Genomic DNA, 15,078 nt, shown 5'->3' with positions numbered 1-15,078 from the left:
CTCCTAGAAAAATAGACTCATCGGCGCGCTGCAAGGCGGCTGACACGCATTGGTGCTCCCCCGGCAGCGCGGTCACTGACTGTTCGGCCTGACGGGTTTTCATGACCACGCGAATCCAGTATCCAGGCGCCGGCTCCGCCCAAAAAGAAAAACCACGCATATGTGGCACCCCAGAAATGCACGGTGGCACCGACGAAAACGAAGCTTGCCATGCAAATGAGGTAGGCGGTGCGATAGGAGGCAACGACGGGCTCCAAAACCTTCCTACGCGCAATCGCGAACCATAAGCCGAACCAGGACAACACCATAAGTGTAACGCCAGGGATGCCGTGGCGCATCGCCAAAATTAGCCAGAAGTTGTCTATACTATCGCTCACCATCCAGCCCGGACGCATCCAGTCGCCAAGGCCAATTCCAAAGATCGGGTGCCTTTCGACTGAGGCCGTGCCATACTCCCAGATCCACATGCGGTACCAGCCAGTCTGCTGCTCGAAGGTAAAATGTGAGACGTAAAACTGCGCGGGCGTTTGGTTGGAGCCGAACTCGATAGCACCGATGCCGAGGATTGCGACCGCCCACAATAGCTTCCAACGTCCCGGGAAGCCACGTAGCAATCTGTCCCAGGTCAGGAGCGCAATTTGCAACGCAAGTCCAGCAATTGGAGCCGACGACATGGAAAGGACAGCACTGCCGACAACCACGCTTGTGAAGAATACCGCGGTGAAACCGTTGTAACGGAATGACGATGCCCGGCATACTAGGGCAAGCAGGCTAGCGCAAAACACGCCGTACAGGATCGAATGACTAAACGGTCCCTGTACGCGCCACAAGCCCATACGTGGATACATCCGGGTGATCTCGACCGTGGGAAAAATCGTGCCAAGTATCGTCAGGAGCGGCTTTTGCCCAGTCAACCATTCATAGAGACAGAACGGCAGCAGGCACACGAGCAGCTTCGAGACGAACATTACCATGCTGCGAAAATCATCTGGCGTACGGATGAAGCATCGGGCCATCAAGTAGGAGCCCATGCCCTCGATGAACAGCATGCCACCCGGTTGAATCGCTGGACCTATTCCGTGGACAACGACAAGTCCAACGGCGGCCCAGAGGTGGAACAGCGTCAGCCCCAGATCAGGGAGACGAATGCGTCCAGCCCTGCCCTGCATCCAGAGCACCGAGCATGGCACGAATGCCACCAGCAACACGATTCTATAGGCCGATAGATTGAGGGAACCAAACGGAATGATCCATGGCAGGACCAGGCCGACCAAGAAGAGCTTCACTGGCAGTGCAAGCCCGTGGTTAGGTTGCGCCACCATCTCTGGTGCCGCTTGCGCCGATATCTCGGGCTTTCGAAACGGTCGATCGACGGGTTGATAGCGGTGCACTGTGGTCATGAATGCCCAACGGCCTGATATACGCTCAAAATGCAAGCACAACGGGCTTGTTTTACTCGGAACAATACTAATCTGAACCGCTAAACATTGCGCTTATTCTTTCTGGTGCGCGTATTTCGCCCAAAGGAGGATGCCAGTCACGCCTTACCTGCTTGCAGGCGATCGCCTACTCTCAAAGAGCGGGCCTAACAGGCGGTGCCCGATCGGGGGACAAACGTGCAAGCCACCGTGGCCGGCATCAGCATCAAACCGACGGTGGGAGTATAAGATGTCCTACGACCAAGCGCTGAGAGTCATGCGCGCCGCTCTGCGAAGCCGCCTCATGGCGGGCAGGTGACCATCCAAAATGTGGTCGATCATCGCATCCGTCATGCCGCCCCGTATCGAGGTGCGGGCCTGCAAGAATCGACCGGTCGTGGCGTCGCCGCCGTCGCTCGAATAGACGGTTTCGTAGCCACAGGCGCGCAGCTTCGCCAGTGTCGCGCGATTATAGCGACCGAACGGGATAGAGGCCGAATGCAAATGATGGCCGCAGATCTCCTCGAGCAGACGTTTCGACTGGCCCAGTTCCCATTCGAGTTCGCCATCCGACAGACCGGACCAATCGCGGTGATCGATCCCATGACTGCCGACACCCATGCCCATCTTCAGAAGCCATCGAACGTCGTCTGGATCGAGCGAGCCTGTCTTGCCCAGTCTCCCGGTTAGCACGAAGAATTCCGCGTCCAGACCCCGCCGGCATAGTTCCGGCGCCGCAAGGCGAAGATCTGACAGGTTGCCATCATCAAAGGTGATCAGAACTTTGTCTCGATCGACGTGGTGGCAGACGCGATCCAGAATATCGCAGAACCGGTCAAGGCCAATCCAGTAATCAGCTTCCCCCGGATCGAGAAGTCGCTCAGGCTCACCTACTCCGTGAAACGTCAAAATCCGGCGCTTCATGACTTTCTCCAGCTCAGGCTCGGGCCGTCGCCCGGAATTGCGATAGCGCCCCGGAAGGCCGCAATGCGCCACCTAGTCCGGCGCGGTGTGTGGACCCACGCCAGCATCGAAGCATCTGCCCGAAGGCGATTCCCGAAGCAAACAACGCCGCTTTCAGCCGTCCGTGATGTCTGCGATAGTAGCGAATTCGGTTCGCAGTCATCAGCGCGAACAACCGCGGACTGCTGCCGCTACCACCACCGGCATGCATGACCTTTGCCTGCGGTTCAAAGATAATCGAAAGGCCGGCCTCTCGCACCCGTCGCTGATAGTCGACTTCCTCGCTATAGAGGAAGAAGGACTCGTCCCACTCACCGACGATCCTGCGTGCTTGCGCGGAGATGAGAAGCGCCGACCCGGTTGCCCATTCGGCGGCACCGCAGCTGTCGTAGCGTGCGGACAAATCGACAATTTCTCCCCACCCTACCCTCGCTGCCAGGCTTCCGCCCAGAACCGCCTCTGCCCAGGCGCTCAGAACCGAGGGCTCGCGACGCAGCGTTGGGTCGACGCTCCCATCCTGCTTGTAATTGATAGGCACGACCACGCCGACACCCGGGCTTGCCAGATGCTCGACGAGCGGTTTTGCCGCGTCTGGATAAAGTCGCAGATCCGGATTGAGCACGAGCAGGCTGACGCCTTGGCGAACCGTTGCAGCAGCCGCGTTGATCGCCGCGGCATAGCCGGCATTCCACCCCATGCGGATCACCCGTGCTCCAATGGGATGGGCCGCGGCAAGGTCCGAGGAACCATCGTGCGAATTGTTGTCGGCGACGACTACCTCGAACCGCTCGATGCCGCGAAGTCCGTCTGCAAGCGAGTCAAGCAAAGCCGGCAAAGCCTCGGCACTGTTATAGGTGACGATGATGACCGCAAGCCCACCTTTGTCGTCGGGCGATGTTTCGACAATATCCATGGTTGCCCCATGCTCCCTGCCCAAGTCCCTCGACCTCCGCACCTATGCAACGCTGCCCGGATGGCCAAGCGTCAATGCGTTCGATGCCGATCGACAAACGCCGCGAGTGAGCCGACGGTCTCGAAAATCTCGCCGGTGAAATCGTCGTCGTCGATCTGGAATCCGAACCTGGACTCCAGCGCCGATGCCAGACTTAGCACCGCGAAGGAATCGAGTTCGGGGATGTTGCCGAACAACGGCGTGGAGGCTTCCGCGATGCGGGCGCGGTCGGCGATACCAAGCGTATCTGCGATCACGTCCTTGACCGATTCGAATGTTGAAGAATTCATGGCACCTCACCGTTTCTAATGAATAGCGTGGATCTGAAGCTTACTAGACAAGGATCTCCGGCGGCATCGGATGCCCGAGAAATGCGGTTGGGCTGGCCGTCAAGCCATAGGCACCAGCCTGGAAAATGACCACCAGATCGCCGACCTGGGCCGGCGGCAGGCATACGTTCTCCCCGAGCAGGTCGAGCGGCGTGCAAAGGCAGCCGACCACCGACACCGTTTCGCGGTCCTCCACGCCCATCCTGTTGCCGATGATGAGCGGATAGTTGCGACGGATGATCTGACCAAAATTTCCGGAGGCCGCCAATTGGTGGTGAAGCCCACCATCGACAACGAGATAGGTCCGGCCGCGCGACACCTTTCGGTCGACGACGCGCGTCACATAGACTCCAGATTCACCGACGAGGTAACGGCCGAGTTCTATCACCACACGGGCGTCCGGCAGAGCCGGGCGAATTGCGCTTTCTACCAGATCGCTCAGTCTGCGCCCAACCGGCACGAGGTCAAGTGGTTGATCCTTCTCGAAATAAGGAATTCCAAAGCCACCGCCAAGGTTGAGATAGCGAACAGGATATCCGCAGGTTTCGGCAAGCTTGAGTAGCAGCTCGACATTGTGGGACAAGGCATCGCAAAGAATGTCGGCGTGCAAGTTCTGAGAGCCGGCAAACACATGGAAACCGACGAAGTCGAGATCAGCACTTGCGAGATGGCGAAGCAGCGCCGGCACCTCTTCGGCATCGATGCCGAACTGCTGCGAGCCGCCGCCCATCTTCATGCCGGAACCCTTGACCTGATAGTCCGGGTTGACCCTGAGCGCGACGCGCGGCCGGATTCCAAGGCGGTTGCCGGCTTCAACGATGCGCATGGCTTCGCCCGCTGACTCCATCTCAATGGTCACGCCGGCGGCCACGGCTTGGGAAAGTTCCTGCGATGTTTTGCCGGGGCCAGCAAAACTGATGTTGGATGGCGGCACGACCGTGTCCAGCGCCGTCTTCATCTCATATGCCGAGGCAACGTCGAAGGAATCGACAAGTCCAGCCATATGCTGGACCAGTGCTGGCATCGGATTGGCTTTGACCGCGTAACTGAGCGTCACATCCTTCGGCAGAACAGAGCGAAGATTGGAAATGCGCGAGTTGATCAGCCGACGGTCATACGCGAAAAACGGCGTTGTCCCGACGCGCTCGGTCAAACGGTCAAGGGGTATGCCGCCGACCGCCAGACAGTCTTCGGCAACATCGAATATGCCAATGGAAGGATGTACGCTCACGAACCCAGTTGCTCCCTCAACAGTACACGGTCGAACTTGCCGTTTGGATTTGTCGGAATAGACGTCATCTCTATGACCTTGGACGGCACCATGTATTGCGGCAGCTGGCGCCTGAACGCGCTCAGCAGGGCGGCAACGTCCAGCGTTTCTGATACCGGGCTGGCGACGAGGACAATACGCTGCCCGAGCGCTTGGTCATCGACGCCCATGGCAACCGCGTCGCGTGCGAGGCCTGTCGCGTAGGCAACCTCCTCGATTTCTGTCGGACTGACACGATAGCCAGAAGTCTTTATCATCTCATCGCGCCGACCGACAAAGTAGAGAAAGCCTTCATCATCCCGCACGACCGTGTCGCCAGAAAAAACCGCCATTTCAGGCTGCTTCCAACGTGCGACAGTGCCCGGCCATGACTTGAAGCGTTCACCAGTGCGGACTGGATCGTTCCAGTATCCGAGGGCCACCAGCGGCCCCCTGTGCACCAGCTCCCCTGGCTCTCCCGGGTCGCAAAGTGATCCGTCTGACCGCACGACGAGGATCTCTGCGTTCGGAATCGCCTTGCCGATTGAATCCGGCCGACGGTCTATTTCAGCCGGATCGAGATAGGTCGATCGGAATGCCTCTGTCAGTCCATACATCAGGTAGGGCAGTGCGTTCGGGAAGGCCGATCGCAGCCGTTCGAGCGTCGCCTTGGGCATGCGACCACCGGTATTGGCGAAGTAGCGCAGTCGAGCAGCCACCTCAGGCGGCCACGCCAGATCGCAGACTTGGATCCAAAACGGCGGAACACCAGTAATTCCCGTTATCTTATGCCTCTCGCACAGCCGCATCACATCGGAAGGGAGGAGATAGTTCATCAACACCAGGTGGGCACCGGAATGAAAGGCCGTCGTCAATTGGCTCAGGCCCGCGTCGAAACTCAACGGCAGAACTGACAAAATGGTATCGTGCTCTCCATTGCCGAGATAGTGACTGACGCTCTCGGCGCCCACGATCATGTTGCGGTGGCTGAGAACCACGCCCTTTGGCTTCCCGGTGCTCCCGGACGTGTAAAGAATTGCGGCAACGTCGCTGTCTACGCCCGCAGGTCTTGATGCCTCGCCTTGCGAGGCCACGACCTGTTCAGTCCAGGAATGGAGGCGCCATGGCTCACTCGGGGTGGTGCTCTCGTTGCCAGCTGGCGCATCGACAAGGATAACATGCTGAAGGGCGCTGTCGCTGTCGACGAACTCTCGCAGTTGCGCCAGCCGGTCTGGCGAGGTCACAAGTACCCGAACATCGCAATCGGCAAGGATATAGGCGACCTGTTGCGGTCGCAGTAGCGGATTGATTGGCACGGTAACGCAATTCGCGGCCGCCGTCCCAAATATCGCTTCGACTGTTTCAACGCGCTTGTCGAGCAGCACCGCCACCCGATCGCCGCGAGCGACCCCGAGCCTATTGAGCGCGGATGTGAAGCCGAGGACATATTGCCACATCTCTTCATAGCTGAGGGTGGTCGCCTTGAAGGTGACAGCCGGGGCGGATCCATGGCGGGCTGCTCCGTTGCGAAGGAGATCAGAAAGATTGATGTTGACCGGTGATCGCATGTTCGCCCCAACGTCTACCAAGGCACGCACGTGAGTTCGCTGTAAAGGTAATCGACCTGACTTGGCGGCACCCGGCTGCTCAAGATCATCTTCGGACGCGGCGATTTGAGCGGTAGTGCCAAGAACAGCGGGGCGCTCGCGAACCGTTCCTCAATCAGCGTGGCCGGCAGACCGAAGCGCGTCAGCAAGTAGCTGCGCAAATGCCAGGCGGTCTCTGAAAACAGAGATCTATCCCCGACGTGCAGGATCGAAGCGAACAGGCGCAGGCCCTTGCGCGTATCCTTGCGGAAGATCACGTAGCAGCTTCGATGCCCTTTGACGATGACCAGATGATGCGCAGCCGGCGCACTGACATGGTCCCTGTAGATCTCGAGGTCCCGACCAGACAGGTAGGTCTGCATCAAGGCGGGATGATCGACGATGCGCACGCCGCTTCCCCATCTCGGCCACGGCAGATTGACCGCCAGCGCGGCAGCCGTGTTAAGTGCCTGGAACTTCAGGCGACGATTGAGCGGAACGACATTGCCACTTGGTGACAGATCAGTGAAGCTGTAGCCAGGCTGATCGAGTAGCGCCTTTAAGAGGCGCAGGCCGTGGGCGCGATAAGTATCAAGCACACACCACGCAGCAAGGTTGCAGAATTTCTCGTTCTGTCCGTCGACGATGCGCTGCGAGTAGAAGGCGACGTGTGCGCCAACGATGTGCCCCCCCGAGAGCAGCATGAAGCCGTGGTTTGGAGCCTCGCTTTGCCAGCCCGGACGAATGGCCTGCGCCCAAGAGGCCGGCGTTAGGCGGGCGTTTAGCTCCTCATGAAGGAAAGATGCGACCCGATCCACGTCATCGGCGGTGATGGGGCGCACCGTTGCTCTTTGATCGTCAGCTTGGAGAACGGACCGCGCCACTTTCTAAAAATTCCCCTAGTACACGTTACAAACACCATCAAATCCGGACCACTGTTTTACAAGTATAACTGACCTACTTGGTAGATACCCTTATGGCTGAAGCGGATATACACAAAAGATCCGCTCGACTATCCCGTTTGCTAACTGGAGAATTTCCTCTGAAGAGATTTGAATTGAGGCACAAACCCGCTCAATAAACACACGGGAGGCCGCCATTTCTAGGAACAACCATATTCTAATCTTGGTCGAGAACTTGCCGGTCCCCTTCGATCGCCGAGTCTGGCAGGAAGCACAGGCGCTCGTTGAAGCCGGGTTCGACGTTTCCGTCATCTGCCCGCAAGGGAAGGGACACGACAAGAGCTACGAGGTGCTGAACGGCGTGCACATCTACCGGCATCCACTTCGCGAGGCGAAGTCCGCCGCCGGCTATCTTCGGGAATATTGGATGGCTCTCTTCCATCAGATGCGTCTGTCGTTTCGCGTCCGGCGCCGACAGTCGATCGATGCCATTCAGGCCTGCAACCCTCCCGACCTGATGTTTCTCGTCGCGCTCGTACACAAACTTCTATTTGGCACGCGCTTTGTGTTCGACCACCACGATCTCAGCCCCGAACTCTACGTGACGAAGTTCGGGCGGAAGGACATCCTTTATCGCCTCCTCTGTTTCTTCGAGAAGCAGACCTTCAAAATGGCAGATGCCAGCATCGCCACGAACGAAACCTTCAGGGATATCGCAATCTCGCGTGGCGGCATGGCGCCTGATCGCGTGATTGTCGTCAAGAGCTATCCCGAAGCGTCGCGCTTCCGCCGCACCATTGCCGACCCGTCCCTGGTCATACCCGGCAAACATCTGATCGGCTATATTGGCATCATGGGCGAGCAGGACGGGGTGGAATCGCTCGTTCGCGCCCTGGCAGAGATCGTCCATGTCCGCAAGCGCAACGATGTTCACGGCCTGATCATCGGCGACGGCCCTGAACTGCCGCGCCTGCGGGCGATGGCGACCGAGTTGGGCCTCAATCACGTCCTACGCTTCAGCGGTTATCTGACCGGTCAACCTCTGATGGCGCACCTTTCGGCGCTGGATGTGGGCGTCATTCCCGACCCCCCGAATGACTTCAATGACAAGCTTTCGATGAACAAGGTCTTTGAATACATGATGCTCGGTTTGCCGATCGTTCAATTCGACCTCAGACAAGCCACACGCGACGCCGGAAACGCGGCTGTGGTGGTGCGCGAGCATACGCCGATGGCCTTGGCTGAGGGCATTCTCTCCCTCGTCGACGACCCGCGACGCTGCAGCGAGATGGCTTCCGTGGGCCGGGCCGTGGCCGAACGCGAGTTCAGATGGACGACGGAATCACGTCGCTACCTAGGGGCTTACCGAAGCCTGCTTCGCAGGAGCCTGGATATCAATGATCAGCGTCATTATCCCGCATCTTGACCAACCGGAACTGCTGAGCACCTGCCTGGCGTCTCTCGCAGCCCAGACCGGCGTCCGGCAACCCTACGAGATCATTGTCGTCGACAACGGCTCGAAGCAACTGCCCACTGGGGTTTGCGCAGCTCATCCCGGAACGGTTCTGCTGTCGGAGACGGTGCCGGGCCCGGGGCCGGCACGCAACCGTGGCGTATCGAAAGCGACAGGCGACATTCTCGCATTTATCGACGCGGACTGTCGGGCAAGCAGCGTTTGGCTCAGTGAAATCGAGCGCCAGTTTGCTGACTCGAGCGTGACCATTATCGGGGGCGATGTGCGCATCGGCTTTGAAGATCCCGCATGCCCGACGCTTCTGGAAGCTTATGAGAGTGTTTATGCCTATCGAATGAAGGAATACATCGCCAAACAGGGCTTCACCGGCACCGGAAACCTGGCAGCGCGAGCGAATGTTTTTGCCGCCGTGGGCAAATTTGGCGGCATCGACATTGCTGAAGACCGCGACTGGGGCCAGCGGGCCTTGAGTTGCGGATATCAGACGCGGTACTGCCCCGACATGATCGTCTTTCACCCCGCCCGCAAAACGTTTGCAGAGCTGGCACGCAAGTGGCAGCGACACACGGCTCACGATTTTGCGCGTGTTCGCGCGCGACGCGCCTGGTGGCCGCGATGGATGCTTCGCACGGCAGCCGTCGCTCTGTCGCCGGCTGCCGAGTGGTTCCGCATCGGCCGCTCGGACCGCCTGCATGGAATAAGAGCGCGGCTCCTGGCCTTCACCGGTCTGACCCTCATTCGCTGCTACAGGGCAGCGATCATGCTATCGCTTGCGTTTGGGGCCAGCGCGACACGCATGAGCGCTCAATGGAACCCGGCATCCATGCCGGCCCTGCCCCGCGATAGCTAGGCGACCAGAAGGCCTGCATGCCGCACGACGCCGATCATTTGAAACAGGAACTCCAATGCCTATCGACAACCGCAACACGCATCCTGCGCTTTCACTCATTCTTGCTGCCGCAGTCGGTGGGTGGGGAACGCAGGCGGCAGGAGGGGTCGACCTGGCGGCGTTTCCAGGCCCGGACAATACCGGGATACCATCCGGAATTACCTTGACGCCCTACGATGGCCCTTGCGAGATCACGCAGCCCAACACCATCATCGATGCGAAGACGGTCAGCTGTCCGCTGGTGATCCGGACAACCGGCGTCGTCATCTCGCGAAGCAAGACCTCGCGCATCGATGTTGACGGACGAGGCGTATCATTGACGATCGAGGACAGTGAGGTCGACGGCGGGAAATGGCAGGGGCCGGCCATCGGATTCTCCAATGTCACGGTGCGGCGCTCGGAGGTCAGGGGCGGACAGACAAGCATTCAGTGCACGCCGGAGTGCCTCGTTGAGGACTCTTGGTTGCATGGCCAATACATGCAACCAGGGAAACCCCAACATCTCGGCGGTTTTCTCTCAAATGGCGGGCATGACGTAACGTTGCGGCACAACACGATCGTGTGCGACGTACCGGACAATGATGTGGGTGGCGGTTGCTCGGGAAGCGCACAAATCTACGCCGATTTTTCCGCACTGACCAGGTTCCGCTTCGAACGCAATTTCTTCCGCGCAACTCCAGGCGGCTTTTGCACGTCATTCGGGTTGAGTCCTGGGAAACCGTTCGGGGACAACCCGACCTACGTTGTCGTTGCCGACAATGTTTGGGAACGGGGACCTAATGGCAACTGCGCGGTCTATGGACCGACCACGTCCTTTCATGCGGGGGGCGAAGGTAATGCGTGGCGCGGCAATGTCTGGGACGACGGAACCCCGCTGGAGGCGCGCTAGCCGCTCCCAGCGGGACTACGGTCAGCTTCCGAAGCCGCCGGCTGTCGGCGTTGTGACGATGATCGCCTCACCCGCTTCCAATACCGTCTGATCGCTTGCCTTCAGCACCTCCACGCTACCATCCAGCCGTCGCACGCTCGTTGCCCCCACACGGCCGTTGCCGCCCCCGTTTATTCCCCGAGGCGGGTGGTCGCGGTGGGAGGACAGAATTGCGCTTTCCATCCGCTCCAAAAACCGAATGGTTCGCTCGGTTCCGTCGCCTGCGTTCCATTTGCCGCTTCCGCCCGAGCCCGGTCTGATGTGGAAGTCCTCCAACAGGACCGGGAATCGAAGTTCCAGCACCTCGGGGTCGGTGAGCCGCGAATTTGTCATGTGGGTATGAACGCCAGCCGTCCCGGCAAAGCCGCGCCCGTCGTTCATCTGTCCCGCAGGCGAGCCCGAGCAAATCGTTTCGTAGTACTGGTACTTGGCATTTCCGAAGGTCAGATTATTCATCGTACCCTGCGAATTGGCCATCGCTCCCATGGCGCCGAAGAGCGCGTTGGTTACATGCTGCGACGTCTCAACATTTCCCGCGACAACCGCGGCAGGATAGGCAGGCCTTAGCATACAACCGTCCGGGATGATGATGTTTATCGGTCTCAGGCAGCCGGCGTTCATCGGGATGTTCGCTTCAACCATCACGCGGAATGCGTAAAGAACCGCAGCGCGGGTGACCGGTTCCGGCGCATTGAAGTTGTTCATCTCCACCTGGGACGTGCCAGTAAAATCAACGGTGGCCTCACGTTTCTCGCGATCAACTGTGATCTTGACCTTGATGACTTGCCCCGTGTCGGTCGGGTAGTGGTATTGGGCCGTGTCCGGCAAGCGATCGATGACACGACGCACACTTTCGGCCGCATTGTCCTGGACATGCCCCATATAGGCTTCGACCACCGAGAGGCCAAAATGGGCAACCATTTTGCGCAACTCCGCCACGCCCTTTTCGTTCGAGGCAATCTGAGCCTTTAAGTCGGCGATGTTCTGGTGCGGATTGCGCGCCGGATAACGATGATTTGTGAGGAGCTCGAACAGTTCGGCTTCGCGAAAACGGCCGCCTTCGACCAGTTGGAAATTATCGAAAAGGACACCTTCCTCTTCAACGGTCGTCGCAAGCGGTGTCATCGAGCCCGGTGCGGTTCCTCCTATGTCGGCGTGATGTCCGCGCGAGGCGACATAAAACAGGATCTCGGTTCCCGCGTCGTCAAAGACAGGCGTGACGACTGTTATATCGGGGAGATGGGTGCCACCGTTGTAAGGGGCGTTGAGCGCGAACACATCACCCGGGTGGATATTCCCTGTGTTCAATTTGATGATCGTTTCGACTGACCGGTCCATGGAGCCGAGATGAACCGGCATATGCGGTGCATTGGCCACCAGCGCGCCGGTTCGATCGAAGACAGCGCAAGAAAAATCCAACCGTTCTTTGATATTGACGGAATAGGCGGTGTTTTGCAGCGTGACGCCCATCTGTTCGGCGATCGACATGAAGAGATTGTTGAATATCTCCAGCATAATCGGATCGGCCTCAGTCCCCAGCGCTGCTGCAGTCTTCTTCTTTTCAATACGGCGCAGCAACACGTGGTTTCTTGAGGTGATTTCTGCCTGCCATCCAGGCTCGACGACAATTGTCTGATTGGCTTCGATGACAAGTGCTGGACCGAGCGCTTGGCAACCGGGGGAGAGATCCTTACGCTTGAAAACGCTGGCATCACACCAGGCGCCCTCGAAGAATACGCGACGGCTTTGAGGAGCATGAGCGACCCTTGCCGCCGCCTCGTGACTTGCCTCCTGATAGCGGTCCGCGGATTGATCGGTTCCCTCGACGCCCACGGATTCAACGACAATTGGTTTCCCGTCGTAGATGAAGCCAAACTGCGCCTTATGCGCCCGCTCGAAGTCGGCCCTGGCACCTGATATCGAGCCAAGGCTGAAGTCGACCGGCAACGCGGTATCCGTACCCTCATAGCGCAAGTCCAGGACGGGCCTGAATTCCATTGAAGAGGGGGAAATGCCTTGTGCCTCCAATTCTTCGCGAACGTCCACGCTCAAGGTTTCGATCAAACGACCGAGCTCCGGGAGCACCTCTGCGGATAAGGGTTTGATGAACGCTTGCTGTCGCGATGCGAAGATCGATGACAAGCCCATGCCGTAGGCGGAGAGCAGGCCTGAGAACGGGTGGATGAGCACCGTGGACATCCCGAGGGCATCGGCAACGAGGCAGGCATGCTGACCTCCGGCACCGCCGAAGCAGTTCAGCAGGTAGCCGGTCACGTCGTAACCACGCTGCACCGAAATCTTCTTGATGGCGTTGGCCATATTTTCAACTGCGATCTTGATGAAGCCTTCCGCAACACTCGCCGCGCTATGCCCGGTGGCTGCTTGCACCGATAGGTCCTCGAATCTTTGGCGCACGGCCTCAATGTCCAGCGGCTCGTTCTGGCCGGGCCCGAAGATTGCGGGAAACAGGTCTGGTTGCAGCTTGCCAAGCATGACGTTGGCGTCGGTTACCGCCAGCCGACCGCCGCGACGATAGCAGGCTGGGCCCGGGTTGGCACCGGCCGAATCGGGGCCAACGCGAAAACGACCAGCTTCAAAATGAAGGATGGAGCCGCCGCCGGCGGCGACCGTGTGAATGCGCATCATCGGCGCCCTTACACGAACCCCTGCAACTTCGGTCTCGAAGGCACGTTCATACTCGCCGGCATAGTGGGCGACATCGGTTGAGGTTCCCCCCATGTCGAACCCGATGACCTTGTCGAAACCGGCAAGCTTTGCAGTCTCCACCATTCCGACCACGCCCCCGGCCGGTCCGGAGAGGAGTGCGTCCTTTCCCCGGAACATATCTGCAGCAGTCAGGCCACCCGATGACATCATGAAACTGAGACGCGGCGAGGCATTCCCGGCACGTGCCACGCCCAAATCGCCAGCCACCTCTTGGACGTAACGCGACAGGATCGGTGAAAGGTAAGCGTCCACGACAGTCGTATCGCCGCGGCCGACCAGCTTGAGCAGCGGAGAGACTTCGTGGCTCACTGAAATCTGCTTGAAGCCCGCCGCCCGGCACAGCTGTGCGACCACTGTTTCATGCTGGGGAAACTTGTAGGCGTGCATGAACACGATGGCGACGGCATCGAAACCATCGGCCCTCGCTGTTGCGATCGCCGCCTCGACACTGGAGGTCTCAAGCGGCACCTCGATCGAACCGTCCACGCGCACACGCTCGTCGACTTCGACGACGCGCTCATAAAGTTGTTCTGGTAGAATGATTTCCTTGGCGAAAATATCGGGGCGCGCCTGGTAGGCGATGCGGAGCGCGTCACGGAATCCCTTCGTGATCAGCAATAGCACCCTGTCGCCCTTGCGTTCCAGTAGCGCATTTGTGGCAACCGTCGTTCCCATGCGAATGTCGCCAATGCGATCGGCCGGAATGGGATCCTCTTCCTTGAGGCCCAGGAGCCCTCGGATTCCGTGAACCGCTGCGTCCCGATAGGCTTCCGGGTTTTCGGAAAGAAGCTTTCGCGGATGCAAACTGCCATCGGGTGCGCGGCCCACAATGTCGGTGAACGTGCCTCCACGATCAATCCAGAAGTCCCACACCCCGTTAGACATATCCTCACTCCGTACCGAAGACTAGCTATCGGTGTTAGTGCCGCGCCTGCTCGAGCAAAACAATCCATAAAATTGACCTGATCATTCAGCGTATCGAAGTCGGCATGATCCGGAGCGGTGATGCCAACGCTCGCTTTCTCGATAAGCCCCTGCAGCGAGCCTCTTTCAAATTGCTGCAATCGGACTTATTGGTGTCATCCGCACAGACAGTCCCGTCGTCGGGAGGCGGCAGTTGAAACCGAAGCAATCGATATTCATGCAGTGGATGGTGCGCATATCTTGCGCCATCGCACTTCTGTTTGTCGGATTCGCTCACCAGGCTCCGGCCTTCGTCAAAGACAGCTTCGTTCCCGCAGAGTTCGCCGAGTACGTTCTGCCGGACGGCACACTGCCTGTCATCTGCACTGACGGCAGCAAGCATGCCGTCGATCAACATGGAAACGCGCATAGCCATGGCTGTGAGGCATGCCGTATTGCTGCCTCGACTCTCCTGCCGTTGCCCAATTTAGCTGACGTTGTAAGTCTTCGGATCAACACCAGCATCACCCTACCGGTGATGCGTGAAGCAAGGAACGAGGAACCGTTTCCGCCCAACAAAGGCCCGAGAGCGCCGCCCCAGATTCCGGTTTTTGGGTAATCCTGAGCCGCGGTCGACACCGTGACATCAGTACATTGTCGGTCGTCATTCGCCGGTGCGCCGGTCGAGCACTCGTGGATCGCATCGTCTCATTTCATTCACACACGCACGTCAACGAGGCCGGCATGATCCGCTGACC

12 protein-coding genes are annotated in these 15,078 nt (G+C 59.0%); 4 read left to right on the top strand and 8 right to left on the bottom strand.

Annotation, left to right across the window (positions count from 1 at the left end; genetic code table 11):
- Nucleotides 1-17 precede the first annotated feature (17 nt).
- From PMI09_RS22605 to PMI09_RS22575, 7 genes are all read right to left on the bottom strand, one after another.
- Nucleotides 18-1,049 (bottom strand): O-antigen ligase family protein, encoded by a 1,032-nt coding sequence (locus tag PMI09_RS22605; protein ID WP_157213397.1) that lies wholly within the window; start codon nucleotides 1,047-1,049, stop codon nucleotides 18-20.
- A gap of 624 nt (nucleotides 1,050-1,673) precedes the next feature.
- Nucleotides 1,674-2,342 (bottom strand): polysaccharide deacetylase family protein, encoded by a 669-nt coding sequence (locus tag PMI09_RS22600; protein WP_007799907.1) that lies wholly within the window; start codon nucleotides 2,340-2,342, stop codon nucleotides 1,674-1,676.
- Nucleotides 2,343-2,355: 13 nt separating this feature from the next.
- Nucleotides 2,356-3,294, bottom strand: coding sequence for a glycosyltransferase family 2 protein (locus PMI09_RS22595; RefSeq protein WP_052026573.1), 939 nt, complete (start codon nucleotides 3,292-3,294; stop codon nucleotides 2,356-2,358).
- A gap of 71 nt (nucleotides 3,295-3,365) precedes the next feature.
- The gene (locus tag PMI09_RS22590; protein WP_007799903.1) at nucleotides 3,366-3,623 is read right to left on the bottom strand and encodes an acyl carrier protein; all 258 of its coding nucleotides are present in this window, start codon (nucleotides 3,621-3,623) and stop codon (nucleotides 3,366-3,368) included.
- Between the two features lie 43 nt (nucleotides 3,624-3,666).
- A complete protein-coding gene (locus PMI09_RS22585) occupies nucleotides 3,667-4,893 on the bottom strand; it encodes a pyridoxal-dependent decarboxylase, exosortase A system-associated (protein ID WP_007799901.1) in 1,227 nt (408 codons plus the stop codon).
- Complete coding sequence (locus tag PMI09_RS22580; protein WP_007799899.1) at nucleotides 4,890-6,479, bottom strand: acyl-CoA ligase (AMP-forming), exosortase A system-associated; 1,590 nt, start codon at nucleotides 6,477-6,479, stop codon at nucleotides 4,890-4,892. Before PMI09_RS22580 ends, PMI09_RS22585 begins: the two co-directional genes overlap by 4 nt.
- Nucleotides 6,480-6,493: 14 nt before the next feature.
- The gene (locus PMI09_RS22575; protein ID WP_007799897.1) at nucleotides 6,494-7,339 is read right to left on the bottom strand and encodes a hypothetical protein; all 846 of its coding nucleotides are present in this window, start codon (nucleotides 7,337-7,339) and stop codon (nucleotides 6,494-6,496) included.
- A 295-nt stretch (nucleotides 7,340-7,634) separates the two neighbouring features.
- Here PMI09_RS22575 and PMI09_RS22570 point away from each other — a divergent pair, with 295 nt between their 5' ends.
- From PMI09_RS22570 to PMI09_RS22560, 3 genes are read left to right on the top strand one after another with little or no spacing between them, the layout of a single operon-like run.
- The gene (locus PMI09_RS22570) at nucleotides 7,635-8,825 is read left to right on the top strand and encodes a glycosyltransferase family 4 protein (RefSeq protein ID WP_244423805.1); all 1,191 of its coding nucleotides are present in this window, start codon (nucleotides 7,635-7,637) and stop codon (nucleotides 8,823-8,825) included.
- Complete coding sequence (locus PMI09_RS22565; RefSeq protein WP_007799892.1) at nucleotides 8,797-9,723, top strand: glycosyltransferase; 927 nt, start codon at nucleotides 8,797-8,799, stop codon at nucleotides 9,721-9,723. Before PMI09_RS22570 ends, PMI09_RS22565 begins: the two co-directional genes overlap by 29 nt.
- Nucleotides 9,724-9,778: 55 nt before the next feature.
- A complete protein-coding gene (locus tag PMI09_RS22560) occupies nucleotides 9,779-10,651 on the top strand; it encodes a hypothetical protein (RefSeq protein ID WP_007799889.1) in 873 nt (290 codons plus the stop codon).
- Nucleotides 10,652-10,672: 21 nt separating this feature from the next.
- Here the strand turns inward: PMI09_RS22560 and PMI09_RS22555 are convergent, their stop codons facing one another.
- Complete coding sequence (locus tag PMI09_RS22555) at nucleotides 10,673-14,302, bottom strand: hydantoinase B/oxoprolinase family protein (RefSeq protein WP_007799886.1); 3,630 nt, start codon at nucleotides 14,300-14,302, stop codon at nucleotides 10,673-10,675.
- 232 nt (nucleotides 14,303-14,534) lie between these two features.
- On the opposite strand from PMI09_RS22555, the gene PMI09_RS22550 reads away from it, so the two are divergent.
- The gene (locus PMI09_RS22550; RefSeq protein WP_007799885.1) at nucleotides 14,535-14,939 is read left to right on the top strand and encodes a hypothetical protein; all 405 of its coding nucleotides are present in this window, start codon (nucleotides 14,535-14,537) and stop codon (nucleotides 14,937-14,939) included.
- Nucleotides 14,940-15,078 lie beyond the last annotated feature (139 nt).

This window comes from Rhizobium sp. CF122, assembly GCF_000282035.1.
GTDB lineage: Bacteria > Pseudomonadota > Alphaproteobacteria > Rhizobiales > Rhizobiaceae > Rhizobium.
This window is presented reverse-complemented; position numbering and strand designations above follow the sequence as displayed.